The 15,027-nt window shown below is 58.2% G+C and carries 12 protein-coding genes and 1 pseudogene; 8 read left to right on the top strand and 5 right to left on the bottom strand.

Annotated elements, in window-relative coordinates; all coding sequences use genetic code 11:
• Window positions 1–63 precede the first annotated feature (63 nt).
• Window positions 64–939, top strand: a pseudogene (locus GOV53_RS17425) (NAD(P)-dependent oxidoreductase); the annotation flags it as partial.
• A 12-nt stretch (window positions 940–951) separates the two neighbouring features.
• Entirely contained in the window at window positions 952–4,017 is a 3,066-nt protein-coding gene (locus GOV53_RS17420; RefSeq protein WP_170468717.1) for an aminotransferase class III-fold pyridoxal phosphate-dependent enzyme, read from the top strand.
• Between the two features lie 51 nt (window positions 4,018–4,068).
• On the opposite strand, the gene GOV53_RS17415 is transcribed toward GOV53_RS17420, so the two are convergent.
• Both GOV53_RS17415 and hemP read right to left on the bottom strand, forming a co-directional pair.
• On the bottom strand, window positions 4,069–4,545 hold the full coding sequence (locus tag GOV53_RS17415; RefSeq protein WP_170468715.1) for a hypothetical protein: 477 nt from the start codon (window positions 4,543–4,545) through the stop codon (window positions 4,069–4,071).
• Window positions 4,542–4,709: a hemin uptake protein HemP gene (gene hemP, locus GOV53_RS17410; RefSeq protein ID WP_082637147.1), complete on the bottom strand. Its 168-nt coding sequence runs from the start codon at window positions 4,707–4,709 to the stop codon at window positions 4,542–4,544. The genes GOV53_RS17415 and hemP overlap by 4 nt, the downstream gene beginning before the upstream one ends.
• Before the next feature lie 220 nt (window positions 4,710–4,929).
• On the opposite strand from hemP, the gene gph reads away from it, so the two are divergent.
• Window positions 4,930–5,604: a phosphoglycolate phosphatase gene (gph, locus tag GOV53_RS17405; protein WP_170468713.1), complete on the top strand. Its 675-nt coding sequence runs from the start codon at window positions 4,930–4,932 to the stop codon at window positions 5,602–5,604.
• 348 nt (window positions 5,605–5,952) lie between these two features.
• On the opposite strand, the gene GOV53_RS17400 is transcribed toward gph, so the two are convergent.
• Together GOV53_RS17400 and GOV53_RS17395 are read right to left on the bottom strand one after the other, a co-directional pair.
• Complete coding sequence (locus GOV53_RS17400; protein WP_170468710.1) at window positions 5,953–6,771, bottom strand: DUF2189 domain-containing protein; 819 nt, start codon at window positions 6,769–6,771, stop codon at window positions 5,953–5,955.
• Between the two features lie 253 nt (window positions 6,772–7,024).
• Window positions 7,025–7,897, bottom strand: a complete 873-nt coding sequence (locus tag GOV53_RS17395) for a LysR family transcriptional regulator (protein WP_170468709.1) — start codon at window positions 7,895–7,897, stop codon at window positions 7,025–7,027.
• A gap of 99 nt (window positions 7,898–7,996) precedes the next feature.
• On the opposite strand from GOV53_RS17395, the gene GOV53_RS17390 reads away from it, so the two are divergent.
• Genes GOV53_RS17390 through GOV53_RS17370 form a run of 5 tightly spaced genes read left to right on the top strand, consistent with a single transcriptional unit; the run spans window position 7,997 to window position 13,755 of the window.
• A complete protein-coding gene (locus tag GOV53_RS17390; protein ID WP_170468707.1) occupies window positions 7,997–9,442 on the top strand; it encodes an aldehyde dehydrogenase family protein in 1,446 nt (481 codons plus the stop codon).
• Entirely contained in the window at window positions 9,442–10,416 is a 975-nt protein-coding gene (locus tag GOV53_RS17385) for a membrane dipeptidase (protein ID WP_170469017.1), read from the top strand. Before GOV53_RS17390 ends, GOV53_RS17385 begins: the two co-directional genes overlap by 1 nt.
• Window positions 10,417–10,420: 4 nt before the next feature.
• A complete protein-coding gene (locus tag GOV53_RS17380) occupies window positions 10,421–12,109 on the top strand; it encodes a hypothetical protein (RefSeq protein ID WP_170468705.1) in 1,689 nt (562 codons plus the stop codon).
• The gene (locus GOV53_RS17375) at window positions 12,106–12,735 is read left to right on the top strand and encodes a DUF3726 domain-containing protein (RefSeq protein ID WP_170468703.1); all 630 of its coding nucleotides are present in this window, start codon (window positions 12,106–12,108) and stop codon (window positions 12,733–12,735) included. The genes GOV53_RS17380 and GOV53_RS17375 overlap by 4 nt, the downstream gene beginning before the upstream one ends.
• Window positions 12,736–12,747: 12 nt before the next feature.
• Window positions 12,748–13,755, top strand: a complete 1,008-nt coding sequence (locus tag GOV53_RS17370; RefSeq protein WP_170468701.1) for an Ldh family oxidoreductase — start codon at window positions 12,748–12,750, stop codon at window positions 13,753–13,755.
• Between the two features lie 114 nt (window positions 13,756–13,869).
• Here the strand turns inward: GOV53_RS17370 and GOV53_RS17365 are convergent, their stop codons facing one another.
• Entirely contained in the window at window positions 13,870–14,862 is a 993-nt protein-coding gene (locus tag GOV53_RS17365; protein ID WP_170468699.1) for a helix-turn-helix domain-containing protein, read from the bottom strand.
• Window positions 14,863–15,027 lie beyond the last annotated feature (165 nt).

Genomic DNA, 15,027 nt, shown 5'->3' with positions numbered 1-15,027 from the left:
TGTCTCTGCTAAACATTCCGGCCTGCTGATCCCAGCAACGCACCGGACAGCAGAGAGGATCACAAAATGGCAAAAGTCGCTTTCCTTGGCCTGGGCGTTATGGGTTACCCCATGGCCGGTCACCTGCAAGCCGCAGGTCATGAGGTAACCGTCTACAATCGTACCGCTAGCAAGGCCGAGGCCTGGGTTGCCGAACACGGCGGCGCGATGGCTACGACCCCACGCGAGGCGGCTCAAGGTGCTGAGTTCGTCATGGCCTGCGTTGGCAATGACGACGATCTGCGCATGGTCTGTACCGGCGACGACGGTGCATTCAACGGCATGGCCGACGGTGCCATCTTTGTCGATCACACCACCGTGTCCGACAGGGTGACCCACGAGCTTTATGCCGCTGGCCAAAAGCAAGGCATCGCTTTCGTCGATGCTCCGATCTCTGGCGGACAAGCAGGCGCGGAGAATGGTGTTCTTTCGATCATGTGCGGTGGGAATCAAGCCGCCTACGATGCGGCCGAACCGATCATGCAGGTCTATTCCAAGATCTGCCGCCGTATTGGCGACAGCGGCGCGGGTCAGTTGACCAAAATGTGCAACCAGATCGCTATCGCGGGTCTGGTACAGGCCCTGAGCGAAGCGATGCATTTCGCCGAAAAAGCAGGCTTGGACGGACGTGCGGTGGTCGAGGTGATCAGCCAGGGCGCGGCGGGCAGCTGGCAGATGGTGAACCGACATGAAATGATGTTGGACGATCACTTTGACTATGGGTTCGCGGTGGACTGGATGCGCAAGGACCTTGGCATCTGTCTGGATACTGCCAACGAAAACGGCGCCTCGCTGCCCGTGACCGCTCTGGTCGATCAGTTCTACAAAGACGTACAGAAACAAGGCGGCGGGCGCTGGGATACGTCCTCGCTGTTTAAACGCCTGCGCGCACTGGACTAAAGAGGTAGCCCCATGGCTGAGCTGACAGATTTCTGGGCCCTCGCCTTGCGCGCCCATTGGGGGCTTGAGGCCAAGCTGGTCCGACTGGACGGTGAATATGACCTGAACTTTCTGGTCCGCGCCACCAATGGGCAGGACTATGTGCTGAAAGTCATGCGGCCTGGCTGTGAAGCCCAGCTGATTGACCTTCAGGTCGAGGCTCTGAAGCATATCGCGCTTGAGGCTCCGGGGCTGCCCTTTCCCGCAGTGCACCCCGATCTCAACGGCGCTGTGCTGCCAGAGATCCCTGATCAGGACGATCAGCTCCGGCTGGTGTGGCTGTTGGAGTGCCTGCCCGGTCAGTGCTACGCCAAGGCTGCACCGAAGTCAGACGAGTTGATCCTGAAACTTGGCCGGGTTCTGGGCGCAACTGACCGAGCAATAGAGCGGTTCACGCATGAAGGGCTGAACCGTCCAGACTTTAAATGGGATCTGACCCAGGCGGGTTGGGTCGCTGAAAAACTGAACGCCATTGCTGACCCAATGCGGCGTGCATTGCTGTCCGAAATTTCCGCAGATTTTCAAGCGATCTCGGAACGTTTGGCGGACTTGCCGAAACAGGCCATCCACAATGATGCCAATGATTACAATATCCTGGTCGAGGGCGAGCTTGGGCAACGTCAGACCATCTCGGGTCTGATCGATCTGGGCGATATGTGTGCTGCCCCGCGCATCTGCGATCTGGCGATTGCCGGGGCGTATATCGTGTTGGACCATCCAAAACCCGAACAGGCCTTGACGGCTTTGGTACGCGGCTATCACGCGGCCAACCGGTTGCGGGCTGACGAGGTTGATCTGATCTGGCCCCTGCTGCGCATGCGGCTGGCTGTGTCCGTGGTGAACTCGACCTTGATGGCAGCCGAGAACCCTGATGATCCTTACGTGACCATCAGCCAGGCCCCGGCATGGCGGTTTCTTGAGAACGATGCGGTCAATGGTGGCCTGATGCCCGCTCGGCTGCGTGCTGCATGTGGGTTGCCCGTTACAGACGGGGCAGAGCGCATCCACGCCTACCTGTCCGAGCATCGCGGTCAGTTCGCCGAGATGTTCGATCAGGACCTTAGCCAAGTTCCCATGGGATCATTGTCAGTCGAAAACTCGACCTGGCCGCAGAACCCGTTCCACATGCCGCTGGATGAAGCCGCGCGCGTGGGCGAGGAATTCGGAGAGGGTCTCTGGCTGGGCTACTACAACGAACCCCGCCTGATCTATGCCGAACCAGCGTTCCGCAAAGGGCCTTGGAAGGCATCGGACCGTCGCACGGTGCATCTGGCCGTGGACGTGTTCGCCCCGGCCGGAACCGTGCTGCATGCCCCCGTGAGCGGCCGGGTCGAGGCCGTCGAAAACCGTGATGCGCATCTGGACTATGGCGGCGTGGTGATTCTGCACCACGAAACACCCGAGGGTGATCCGTTTTACACGCTCTACGGCCATCTGGACCCCGAGGTCTGCGATCGCCTGAAGCCGGGCGATCCAGTGGCGCAGGGCGCGGCCTTTGCACGGCTGGGCGACGCCACGCAAAATGGCGGCTGGGCGCCGCATGTGCATTTCCAGCTGGCCCTGACAACCGACGGTATGCAGAACGACTGGCCCGGTGTTGGCGACCCGGATGAGATGGAGTTGTGGCACGCGGTTTGCCCCAACCCCGCGGCTTTGCTGAACCTGCCAGACGATAAGGTGTTCTATCGCCCGATCGACAAGCACGCGATCCTGCAGGGGCGGCATGACCACTTCGGTGGGAACCTCAGCCTGACCTACGACGATCCGGTCATGCTGGTGCGCGGCTGGAAGCATCACCTGTTCGACGAGTGGGGGCGGCCCTATCTGGACGCATATAACAACGTTCCACATGTGGGCCATGCGCATCCGCGCATTCAGGCCGTTGCAGCGGACCAGCTCAAGCGCATGAATTCGAACACCCGCTATCTGCACCCGGCGCAGACGGCCTTTGCCGACAAAGTGCTGTCCAAGCTGCCGGATCAGTTCGAGGTCTGTTTCTTCGTCAATTCCGGCACCGAGGCCAATGAATTGGCCTTGCGTCTGGCCCGCGCCCATACAGGGGCCAAGGGTATCGTGACGCCGGACCATGGCTATCACGGGAATACCAACGCAGCTGTTGCGATCTCGGCCTACAAGTTCAACAAACCGGGTGGGATCGGACAGGCCGATTGGGTCGAGCTGGTCGAGGTCGCCGACGACTATCGCGGGTCATTCAAGCGCGATGACGCGGATCGCGCAAACAAGTTCGCAGATCTGGTGGACCCAGCGATTGCAGCGTTGCAGGCCAAAGGCCACGGCCTCGCCGGTTTCATAGCCGAGACCTTCCCATCCGTCGGCGGTCAGATCATTCCGCCAAAGGGGTACCTGCCCGCAGTCTACGAAAAAATCCGGGCAGCAGGCGGCGTCTGCATCGCCGATGAGGTACAGACCGGCCTTGGTCGTCTGGGTGAATACTATTTCGGGTTTGAACACCAAGGCGCGCTGCCGGATATCGTTGTCATGGGCAAACCCATCGGAAACGGCCATCCGCTGGGTGTTCTGGTCACAACCAAAGCCATTGCAGAAAGCTTTGACAACGGGATCGAATTCTTTTCGACCTTCGGCGGCTCGACCCTGTCCTGCAGGATCGGGAAGGAAGTTCTGGATATCGTCGATGACGAAGGATTGCAGGACAATGCCCGGGTTATGGGCACACGTCTGATGGATGGGCTACGCCAGATCGACTCCGAATTTGCCTGCGTCGGCGATGTGCGGGGTATGGGCCTTTTCGTCGGGGTCGAACTGATCAACCCGGATGACTCGGAAAGCACCGAAATCTGCAAATACGTCAAGAACCGCATGCGCGATCATCGGATTCTGATCGGCAGCGAAGGGCCCAAGGACAACATCCTGAAAATCCGACCACCCCTGACAATCGAAGCCGAAGACATCGACATGATCCTATCGACACTGCGGACGGTGCTGTCCGAAGTTGGCGATTACGCACCTGCCCCGGTCTGCGACCACGATCATCACCACGCGGGCTGCGGGTGCTGCTGAAATGACAAAACCCCGGCCCGAGGGTGCCGGGGTTTTGTACCTGCGCGCTGTTTAGTGCAGCACGGCAGAGGGGGACTTGTGGCCGGTCGTCGGCGGTGGCACCGACGCGGTCATGCGGCGCAGCACCATACCCAACTCTTCGGACAAAGATGCCAGAGCCGGAGCGTAATCTGGCCGAACGATCAGTGACGCCATCATCATCGCGTCTTCGCGGGCACCTTCGGATGCGGCAGCGATCATCTGCGCAAAACAGTTCTCATCCGCTCCGAGGCAGGAACAGCCCAGCCCATGACGCACCAGAGGGCGACGACCGTGGTGGGCGCACAGCCCGCAGAGGCGGTCCAGCGTCATCATAGCGGCGCGCCCCTGATCCAGGCCAAGGGCAATCTCGAAATCGCTGGCCGCATCCGCACGGGCTTTGGGGCTTTCACTCCAAAGCCGCAGGTACATCACGGCACCAGCTTCGATCGGGCTAAGGTCGGACAAACGCCCAACCGCAGCCCCGCCGCGCGAGGAAGGGGCGCTCATTTCGTCAGGATCAGTTTGCCGGCACGCGTGATACGCAGGGTGTACAGTTGGTCACCCAACTCGATATGGGCCAGATTGCCACCCTTGGTCAGATCTTCGGCCTTATGAGCCGGAAGCATGGACACCGCGTAGGACTGGCTGGGATTCGGGTTCTGCACATTCATCAGGACAACTCCAATGGGTTCTCGGGCGAAAGGCCTTGTTTCGTTCGCGCTTTCAAATGTTTGGCTGACCCTAATTGGGTTGGCTGCGGGGGTCTTTCCAGTAATCTGATTATTTTAGTCAGGTATGTCAAGGCCAATACGAAACATCTAAGTGTCGCAGGTGATTGCGTAACGAAAACAAGCGGGTTAGGTCTGACGCGGGTATTTTTCGAGGACTGTAATGACCGCGACTATCATGTTCGATCTGGACGGCACGCTGATCGACAGCCTGCCGGATATCGCCGCAGCGGCCAACCGGATGCTGCAGGACGTCGACACCGCACCATTGTCGCAAGACACAATCAAACAGTTCGTGGGCAAGGGCTTGCCCAATCTGGTTGCGCGCGTCCTCGAACATTGTGACCTGCCAATGGAACGCCACGCCGAACTGTCCCAACTGACTCTTGCGCACTACAACGCGGCTTCCAGCGACAAGACTGTTCCCTACCCTGGCGTTCATCAGGCGCTGACGCAACTGCGCGAAATGGGCTGTGTTCTTGGCATCTGCACAAACAAGCCCGAAGGCCCCGCCCGCCACGTTCTTGAAGCGCTGGACCTTGCGCATCTTTTCGACACCGTGTTTGGCGGCGACACGCTGACGGTGCGCAAACCGGACCCTAAGCTGCTGTTTGCCAGTTTCGATGCGGTATCTTCCGCAGGCCCGCGCCTGTTTGTGGGCGACAGCGAAGTCGATGCCGAAACCGCGGAGAAGGCCAAGGTACCGTTCCTGCTGTTCTCGGAAGGGTACCGGAAAACGCCGTTGGCTGAGATTCCACATACCCACAGTTACAGCGACACCCACGAATTGCCCGCACTGGTGCGTACGGCAGTGCATCAGCTGGAAACACAGGCCTAAGCGTCGGCTCGGTATCATTTCTGAGGGGTTATTGAGGGGCCGGCCGAGGGGGTAAGTAGCCAGCCCCTCACGGGGAAAAGTGGTATTGTCCGCAGTAATTCCTTGGATGATTCGAAGTTAATGAATCGCTTCGCCCCAAGGAATTGGGGGTTTCCCGTAGACCGCATCAAACGATTGAAAAAGAGTGATTTTTTTCGACCCGAGCACAGGACTAAGGGCTCGACCTTACAGTTTCGTGACAAATCAGCCGGATTGAGACGGAAAACCGGGGACCTTTACCCGTACCAGCCATCGAAATCATCAGCGCCTAAGACGCAAACCCTGACAGAGTCACCGTTTGAGCGTCAGTTAGCTTTCGACCGGCGGCACGGCCCGTTGATAAAGGTGCCATGTGGTGTGGCCCAGGATTGGCAGCGTAAAGATCAGGCCCAGAAAAGCCGGCACCATCGACAACAGCATGGTGATCGAAATGATCGCCCCCCACAGAAGCATGACAACCGGGCTTTCGGTGACCACGCGAATGGATGTGAGCATGGCCGAAACGAAATCTGTTTCTCGATCAAGCAGCATAGGCATTGCGATTACCGTTACCGAAAACAGAACCGACGACAGGAACGCGCCGATGCCGGTTCCAATTGTCAGGAAAGTCCAGCCCTTGGGGGTAAAGAACACCGTGTGCATGAAACCGCCGAAATCCGAAAAAGACGCATCCTGTAGCAGGATCGCCAGCCACAGCCGGACCTGGTAAATCCACACCCAAAATATGAACAGGGTGACGAATGCCATCCAGCCCATCTCACGCTTTCGCTGATCGGCCATGACAGCCAGGATGTCTGACCAGCCGAAACTCTGGCCGTTTTGCAACCTGCGTGACATTTCATAAAGGCCTGCCGCCGCAAAGGGCGCGACCAGTGGAAAGCCAACTGCCGCCGGGATGATCATCCAAATCTTGCCTAACCAGACTAGTACCCACACAAACAGGATGCCAAAAGCCGCATAGAACAATCCGAAAAAGCCACTCATGACGGGGCGGGCCAGAAAGTCAGAGAAGCCCTCTTTTAGAGAGGCAGTAATGTCATCCGCTGTAACCCTGTTGACCTCGGGAATGGTGTTCCGTTGCGGCGTCAGATTGTCTGGTGGTTTGGAGCCTGCAGTCTTGGATGTCATCACGCACTCCTCCCAAAGCGCCGGTCCGTCTGCCAACAGAGCCCGGAATGAGGCAGACATCCCTCCTCTGGTATAAGTGTGCATCAACAAGGGCATATCGACAAGAGGTAGCTAAGGCAGGTCAAAAGCGCTGCAAGTGTATCTCGAGTGGGAGCAAAAGCTTCCTCCAGCGAACGGCACGGGGGCTATATGCATCATAACATGGAACGAAAACCTAGATCGACCGCCTTACAAAAAGGGGTATCCTACGCGTTCAGACCAGCTTTCTGCTCAGAATGAACGCGCTGCACTCGTCTATCTGGTCCTGGAAACGAGGACGTTCCTTGACGCAAAGATAGACCTGCCGCTTGTCGGGCAGGTCAGAAAAAGCCCGGAACGCGGTGCTCTGCGGGATGAAACGCGCGACGGTTTGTGGCAATATCGTTACCCATTTACCGGTGCGGACCATCGTTATCAGCGAGTGCGTATTGTGAATGGTGACATCCGCATCTTCGATCGCCTGAACAAAACTTGGGGTTTGGATCAGGTCGCACAAGGAATTTCGAACGAAAGAAGATGCGATTACATCATCTATGGTCGGCGGCTCGGGCCTTGTGATGAGGGGATGATCAGCGGCGCAAACCAGACCAAACTGATCTTCGAACAAAGGGATCGTCTGGACGCCTTTCATCGGGTGCAGCCCGGACACGATCCCCAGATCCGCTTTTCCTTCAGCAAGAGCGTCCAAAACCTGTTGCGTGTCTGTATCCCGCAACTCGACCTTGAGGCCGGGAAATCGCTGGGTCATATGCTCAAGAACTGACGGGAACACCAGTGCAGCGACCGACGGGACTGATGCGATGCGGATCAGGCCGTTGGCGGAATGGGCCGCTGTCTCGATGGATTGCACGGTCTGGTCGAACTGGCGCACCTGCCGTTGGGACATCTCGAACACTTGCTCGCCCAAAGCGGACAGGTGGTTCTTTCGCTCTCCGACGAACAGCTTTTTGCCCAGATGGCTTTCGAAGTGTTTCAGGGTCATGGACACCGCAGATTGCGTTCGACCAAGGCGGTCAGCGGCCTCGGACAGGTTGCCGGTTTGCGCGACGGCACAAAAGCAGCGCAGCATTTCGATCTTGATTGCCATATTTCAGATTTTCTGAAGTTGAGTTAATTTGTTTGAGTTTGACTGATATTGCAGTCAGAGTCCATTGTGCCCGCAACTAGCTTTGTCGTGGGGCCTATTGTGACCAAACTAAACCTGATCGCTGGCGAATGGATCGCTGGCGAAAGCGAGATCGAAAACCGAAACCCGTCAGACCTGAGCGACCTGATCGGTCATTTCGCACAGGCCAGCGCAGATCAGCTGGAAGCGACACTGGATCAGGCCCGCATGGCCCAGGTCGAATGGGCGGCCTATGGATTAGAACGCAAGCAGGCCGTCTTGATGAACATCGGTAACGAGCTGATGGCGCGCGCGGAAGAACTTGGCACTCTGCTTAGCCGCGAAGAAGGCAAACCACTGGCCGAAGGCAAGGGAGAGGTCTATCGCGCCGGGCAGTTCTTTACCTATTACGCCGCCGAATGCCTGCGCCAGATAGGAGAGAACGCGGATTCGGTGCGCCCCGACATCGAAATCGATGTGCGGCGCGAGGCGGTCGGCGTCGTTGCTGTTATCAGCCCCTGGAATTTTCCGACAGCTACCGCGTCCTGGAAGATCGCTCCGGCGCTTTGCTATGGCAATGCCGTGGTTTGGAAGCCCGCCAACATCACTCCGGCTTCTGCTTTGGCCCTGACCGAGATCATCAACCGTCAGGATATCCCCAAAGGCCTTTTCAGCCTGGTCATGGGATCCGGCCGGTCCATCGGGCAAAGGCTGGTGGAAAGCCCCAAGGTCAACGCGATCTCGTTCACCGGCTCTGTTCCGGTTGGCAAGGACATCGCGACTGCAGCCATCCAAAACCTGACCAAGGTGCAGATGGAGATGGGGTCGAAAAACGCGCTGGCCGTGATGGATGACGCCGACCTTGATCTTGCTGTTACGCTGGCCTTGGGTGGTGCATTCGGCGGCACCGGTCAAAAATGTACCGCCTCGTCGCGGCTGGTGGTTCATTCCGCCATCCACGATGCTTTCGTTGAAAAACTGGTGGCTGGCGCACAAGCGATGAAAGTGGGCCACGCGCTGGCAGAGGGCACCCAGATGGGGCCGGTCGTCAGCGCGCAGCAACTTGCGGAAAACCTGGCTTATGTCGATCTGGGTAAATCCGAAGGGGCCGAGCTGGCCTGTGGCGGACAGCGTTTGGACATGCCCCATGACGGCTATTACATGAGCCCCGGCGTGTTCCTGAACACCACGAACCAGATGCGCATCAATCGTGAAGAAATGTTCGCGCCGCTGACCTCGGTCATCAAAGTCGACAGCTATGATGAGGCGCTCGCCACCGTAAACGACACCAATTTCGGCCTGACATCCGGCATCGTGACCCAGAGTCTGGCCCGCGCCACGCATTTCCGCCGCAACGCGCGCACCGGGGTCGTGACCGTGAACCTGCCCACTGCCGGGACTGACTATCATGTGCCATTTGGTGGGCGCGGCGACAGCTCGTATGGCCCGCGCGAACAGGGCAAGGCCGCGGCCGAGTTCTATACCACGGTGAAAACTGCATATATCAGCGCCGGAAAGCCGATGTGATGCGGATCGACGGGCTGCAATACGCCAACTGGTCTGAAAAGATTTTTCGGCAGTTGCGTGAGGGTGGCGTGGACGCGATCCATGTCACAATCGCCTATCATGAGAACTTCCGTGAAACTGTCCTGAATTTTGAACGGTGGAACAGGTGGTTCGAGCAATACCCGGACCTGATCATGAAGGGTCTCTGGGCCAGCGATATCGACAAAGCGCGCGAAACCGGGCGCACGGCTGTTTTCTTTGGGTTTCAGAACCCGTCACCGATAGAAGACGACATCGGACTGGTCGAAATCGTGCACACACTGGGTGCCCGGTTCATGCAACTGACCTACAACAACCAGTCTCTGCTGGCCACTGGCTGCTATGAGGCCGAAGATACTGGCATCACCCGCATGGGTCGCCAAGTTATCAAAGAAATGAACCGCGTCGGGCTTGTGGTGGATATGAGCCATTCGGCGGACCGATCCACCATCGAAGCGGCTGAACTGTCCGAACGCCCGATCGCGATCACGCATGCGAACCCGCACGATTGGGCCCCTGCCCTGCGCAACAAGCGTGATGCGGTGATCCGGGCGGTCACGGAAAACGGTGGGATGTTGGGGTTTTCGGTCTATCCTCATCACCTGAAGGACAAGTCGGACTGCACGCTGACCAGTTTTTGCGAGATGATCGCACGGACGGCCGAGAAGTATGGCGCGGAACACCTCGGGATCGGCACGGATTTGTGTCAGGATCAGCCTGACAGCGTGGTCGAATGGATGCGTGTCGGGCGCTGGACCAAACAGATCGACTATGGCGAGGGGTCAGCCAGCAATCCAGGCTTCCCGCCAATGCCAGCATGGTTCCGGGACAACCGGGACTTTGGGAATATCGAAAGTGGGTTGCGTGCAACCGGCCTGAATGACGACGAAGTCGCCGGGATCATGGGTGGGAACTGGTACAGGTTCTTTGCCGAGAATTTTGTCGCGCAGGGGTAACCAAATGGAAGCACAGACGCAGACACGGATCGAAAGGCGGGCCCCCGCAAATGTCATGCGGCTGTCGCGGCTTGGATCGTTTCATCAGTGTCGGCTGAGTTTTATGCGCCAGTTGACCCGCCGCATGGCGCGCGAGAACTGGTCTTTCTCGCGCCCGGTTTTTGATATCGATGACACGGGTGTTGGCACAGCGGTCTACACGGCGCAGGGGCCGGATAGGGCATACTCACTGGTGGCATTTGCTCACGACCTGCCCCCGGAAAAACGCTCGGATCGTGTGATTGCCGACGCTTGGGATGCGACTTTTGCACTGTTCGACGGGGTTCCCACTAAGGCCGACATAGAGCGACTGTCCCAAAATGTACCCTTGCAAGAGGCTGGCCGCGTCAGCGAAAGCGAGCTGTCCTTGTCGCGCGCCAATCGCTCGGTCCGGCTGTGGGAACATGTCGTGGACGCGTTGGCAGCAGGGCAGCAACCTGATTTGGACCAGATCTATCAGGTCGGCTACCTGATGCGCACGACGGCCGTTTACGGGTCGGGCAAGTTCGGGGCCGCGGATCGCGAAAAGGTTGCGGGACGGAGCGAAACACAGGCTCCTTTCCAGGTCGAGATGTTGTCCGTTTATCTGACGCGGACTTTTGTTCGGGACCTTGTCCAGCATATGGCCGCCGTGAAGGGTGGCGATCACACCGCCAAGCTGGATCCGGATATCGCGCGCTGGCTGGGGATCGGGAACTCCACTGGCCTCGGAATGGCCCCGTTCATCGTCAACCACCCTGTTCTGTTCAACAATTGGGTGATGGCACGGGAAGAGGCGCTGGCCCGCGTTCGGTCCGTTGAAACCGCCAGCCCTGCTGAGATCGACAAGTTCCAAGAGCTTTTTCAGCGCAGCCAACTTTCTATTTCGTGGTGGCGATCCGAGCATCCGATACAGGTTAGCAAGCTTGCGGAATTAAACGCCGACCTGCGCGCGATTTCCAGCTACTTGGCGACAAACGGACTGGCCGAGGCTTACCCTTGGGACGCGCTGATCAACTGGTCAGAAACAGCGCTCTCCCAAGAAGGTCAGGAATATCTCGCCTCGTTGATCCTTGAACCTTACGGAGACCTTGTGGACGGCTTGGCGAGTTGCATGGCGGACAGCCGATCCGAGGCGTTTGTCATCGATGGGAAAATGCCCATTGAGCAGATACGCGAGTTGATACGGGATACACACGACTGGGCGCTCCATCTGGACTGGGCGGCACCCGAAAACTGCGCCCGCGCCTGGTACGTATCGGAAGAAAAGCTTGAACCCCGCATGGGGGAGCGGTTCGAGGAACCCATTGAGGATTATGAACAACCCTTGGCCCCTGCGCGCGATGCCGCTGCCGCCTATTCGGCACTAAGTGATTGGGAAGACACCAAAACAGTGGCTGAATTCCTACTGCGCCATCCAGAACATCGTCATACGATCCGACGCGCTCAGGTGGCCAGAACCGCGCCTTATGGCGAAATCCGTGACAACACGATCAGCGACAAGGTGCTGCCCATCGACATGTTACGCGCAAAGCTATCGTTCTTTGGCGCGACGCATTTCGATCCACGTTCCGACCGCTGGGTCCGAATCTGCATGTATTCCGGTGCGCCGTACCCCGAAGAACTGACCAGCGAAAACGCTGATCTTTGGGTCTATCCGCAGGCAACGGTATGAATTTGTCATTGAACGAGATCGAGGCCACCGCCAAACGCGCCACACGTGGCGCGGGATACTCTTGGGGGCAGGCCGAAGAAGCGGGCAAAGCGACACGTTGGTTATGCGCGCAAGGCTTGGACGGCGTAGAGACGCTGGCGCGGCTTCTGGCACTTGGATTTGCCAATGATCCTGCCTCGCATCGGCCTCAAGACCTGGATGAACTGTGGCATGCAGAGGGCGACCTCTGTCCCCTTTCAGTGGGCCCGTTGCTATCTGACACCGCCCAATTTTTGGACACTGGTTCAATCCAAATGCAGCGGGTTGCTGCCCCTGCCCTGCTGCTTCCCTTTGCGTCGAACGCAGCCCGCATTCAGAAATGCGCGCTGCAAATCGAATTCGACGATATGAAAGCCGTGACAGATGGCACGCGCCTGTCGTCGCCCGGCAGTTTTCCCGAAAAAGCACAAGGGGTCACCATCTCGAAAGCGACCACACAGAGCTTGCCCCGCGAACAGCAAACCCGTGCGCATCCGAACTCGGATGACTGGGCGGTTCTGAACCAATTCGCCCACCGCACATACGCCCCTGCAACCGAGGAATCCCGCCTGCTTGGGGCAGGTTCCGGGCTTTCCGACAATGACTGAAGAGAAACGCACGTGACCGACACCCGAACCCTGACACTCGCCGAAATCGAAGACCTGTCCTTCCGCGCATTGGTGGCGGCCGGCACCTCCGAGGAGAATGCCAGACCGTTGGCGATAGCCACCGCGGCGACCGAAGCAGATGGGGTTGCAAGCCATGGATTGGCCTACATCCCGATCTACTGTGAGCATGTCCAATGCGGCAAGGTCGATGGATCGGCCAAGCCCGTTCTGACCCGTCCCAAACCGGGTGTTGTGACTGTCGATGCGGCAACAGGCTTTGCGCATTCGGCTGTAGACAAGGGGTTCGAAGCCCTGATCCCTGCCGCGCGCGAACAAGGCGTGGCGGTTCTGGCCATCAACAACAGCTATAACTGTGGCGTATTAGGGTATCACACCTATCGGCTGGCGCAGGCCGGGCTGGTTGGTCTTGGTTTCACCAACGCGCCCGCCTCAATCGCGCCGTCCGGCGGGTCCAAACCTGTCGTGGGCACCAATCCGTTTTCCGTCGCCGCGCCCGGACCGGACGGTGAGCCTGCGCTGCTGATCGACCAAAGTGCCAGTACAATCGCGAAAAGCGAGGTTATGAAACACGCGCGCGAAGGCAAACCAATCCCGGTCGGATGGGCACTGGATGCCGACGGTAACCCAACCACTGACCCCGAGGTCGGACTGAAGGGCTCGATGGCCCCTTCGGGCGGTTACAAGGGCGTTGGCGTTGCTTTGATGGTCGAGCTTTTGGCCGCTGCTTTGACTGGGGCCACCCTGGGCATCAACGCCTCGCCGTTCTCGGGTACGGCAGGAGGTCCGCCAAAAACGGGGCAGTTTTTCATCGCGATAGACCCCGGCGCGACGGCGCAAGGCGCGTTTGAGACCGGAGTTTCCGGCCTGGTTGCGGCGATCCGCGCGCAAGACGGCTCTCATTTGCCGGGCGACGGGCGAAGTGCCAAACGCCTTGCAGCGCGCGTGCAGGGTGTCGCTGTTAACTCCGCAACACTCGCCAAAATTGAAAGCATTTTGTGAAACAACACCGAGTTGGGTTCGCGAATTGGCGCGCCGACGGCGGTTTGAACACCTGATCTGAATGTGCCGGTCGCGCGTTACCTAGAACGCGTACAAACAGCGCGGCCCGGTTTTCTAGTTGGCCGCGCTGCCAAGATAGCGCCTTTTCCTGCTCTCTTCGGGTCTGGATCTGTAGTGATCAAAAAAGGCGCGCGCCATCGCTGGCCGGGAAGAAAAACCAGTTGCAGCGGCAATCTCCACCAAGGGCATATCTGTGTGCTTGAGCAGGCTCAGAACCCTTTCCAACCGAAGCTCTTTGTACGACCCCAAAAGCTTGGCACCTGTCCTGAGTTGAAACCTTCTTTGAAGCTGTCGGATCGACGTCCCAACTTTTTCTGACAGATCAGAGATGCTCAGTGGTTCTTCGATGTTCTCCGACATGATCGCCAAGGTAAGAGTGACCAGTTCATCCCCATTGGCCCTGCGGATCAGCCGATTTGCGACCCGGCTTTCTGTCGCTTGCCGCGGCTCTTCCAGTCCGACATATCTGCGCAGTTCATCTGCAAGATACTCACCGTGGTCCAACGCAACCAGTGCAGCCAGCAACCTTAATGAGCTGATGCGAGAGTTCGCACTATGCAGACGGCCTTTCGGGCACAGATGTGTGGAAGCACCGCAATTTGCTATTCCCAATTCTGAAGCGGCCGACACCAAGCACGGGTGTATCGCGGCGACCCGACGATCAGAACGCCCAGGTTGTGCCAACAGCATTACGGCACTTCCGACCAAAAGAGTTCGGGGCGCCAGGCTCAAAACCTGCGCAGTCCAAACCTTTTGCTCGCCATCAAGACCCCAGTTATGTTCAAGATCACCCCAGAAGATCGCCGTTCGCCCGGCCCAATAAAGCGGTCCACCAACCTTGTCCTCGGCCAGACCACGCACGTTAACGATGTAAGTGTCGTTTTCTGTCAGGCTGTTCAAAGCTCGGTAGAATTCTTTGACGATTTCAGCAGACGCTTTGTCGGCACCGTTATGCACAATGACGTCAATGTGCCGAATACGCTCGGACACCGGGGCAAAGGTCTGAGCCTTGTCTGAGCGATCAGTTTGTACGACGTAGTGTTTCATTTCATTCAACACTTCCGGTTTGCTCAGCGCTGGAAAAGGAACTCCCTGCTGCTGTTTGTTAACCCCGCCAATTGCTTGGCGGGGCCATGTTTGCACCGAGGTTTACTCAACGGCTTCTTGGTATGCGTCCATTGGAGGGCATGTGCAGATTAGGTTTCTGTCGCC

This window comes from Ruegeria arenilitoris, assembly GCF_013035315.1.
Taxonomy (GTDB): domain Bacteria; phylum Pseudomonadota; class Alphaproteobacteria; order Rhodobacterales; family Rhodobacteraceae; genus Ruegeria; species Ruegeria arenilitoris_D.
Note: the sequence above shows the minus strand (reverse complement) of the source record. Positions and strands in the feature narration are given on the sequence as shown.

Coding starts and splice junctions, on each gene's coding strand:
- GOV53_RS17420 (WP_170468717.1), top strand. CDS start 952: ATGGCTGAGCTGACAGATTTCTGGGCCCTCGCCTTGCGCGCCCATTGG.
- GOV53_RS17415 (WP_170468715.1), bottom strand. CDS start 4,545: ATGAGCGCCCCTTCCTCGCGCGGCGGGGCTGCGGTTGGGCGTTTGTCC.
- hemP (WP_082637147.1), bottom strand. CDS start 4,709: ATGAATGTGCAGAACCCGAATCCCAGCCAGTCCTACGCGGTGTCCATG.
- gph (WP_170468713.1), top strand. CDS start 4,930: ATGACCGCGACTATCATGTTCGATCTGGACGGCACGCTGATCGACAGC.
- GOV53_RS17400 (WP_170468710.1), bottom strand. CDS start 6,771: ATGACATCCAAGACTGCAGGCTCCAAACCACCAGACAATCTGACGCCG.
- GOV53_RS17395 (WP_170468709.1), bottom strand. CDS start 7,897: ATGGCAATCAAGATCGAAATGCTGCGCTGCTTTTGTGCCGTCGCGCAA.
- GOV53_RS17385 (WP_170469017.1), top strand. CDS start 9,442: ATGCGGATCGACGGGCTGCAATACGCCAACTGGTCTGAAAAGATTTTT.
- GOV53_RS17380 (WP_170468705.1), top strand. CDS start 10,421: ATGGAAGCACAGACGCAGACACGGATCGAAAGGCGGGCCCCCGCAAAT.
- GOV53_RS17375 (WP_170468703.1), top strand. CDS start 12,106: ATGAATTTGTCATTGAACGAGATCGAGGCCACCGCCAAACGCGCCACA.
- GOV53_RS17365 (WP_170468699.1), bottom strand. CDS start 14,862: ATGAAACACTACGTCGTACAAACTGATCGCTCAGACAAGGCTCAGACC.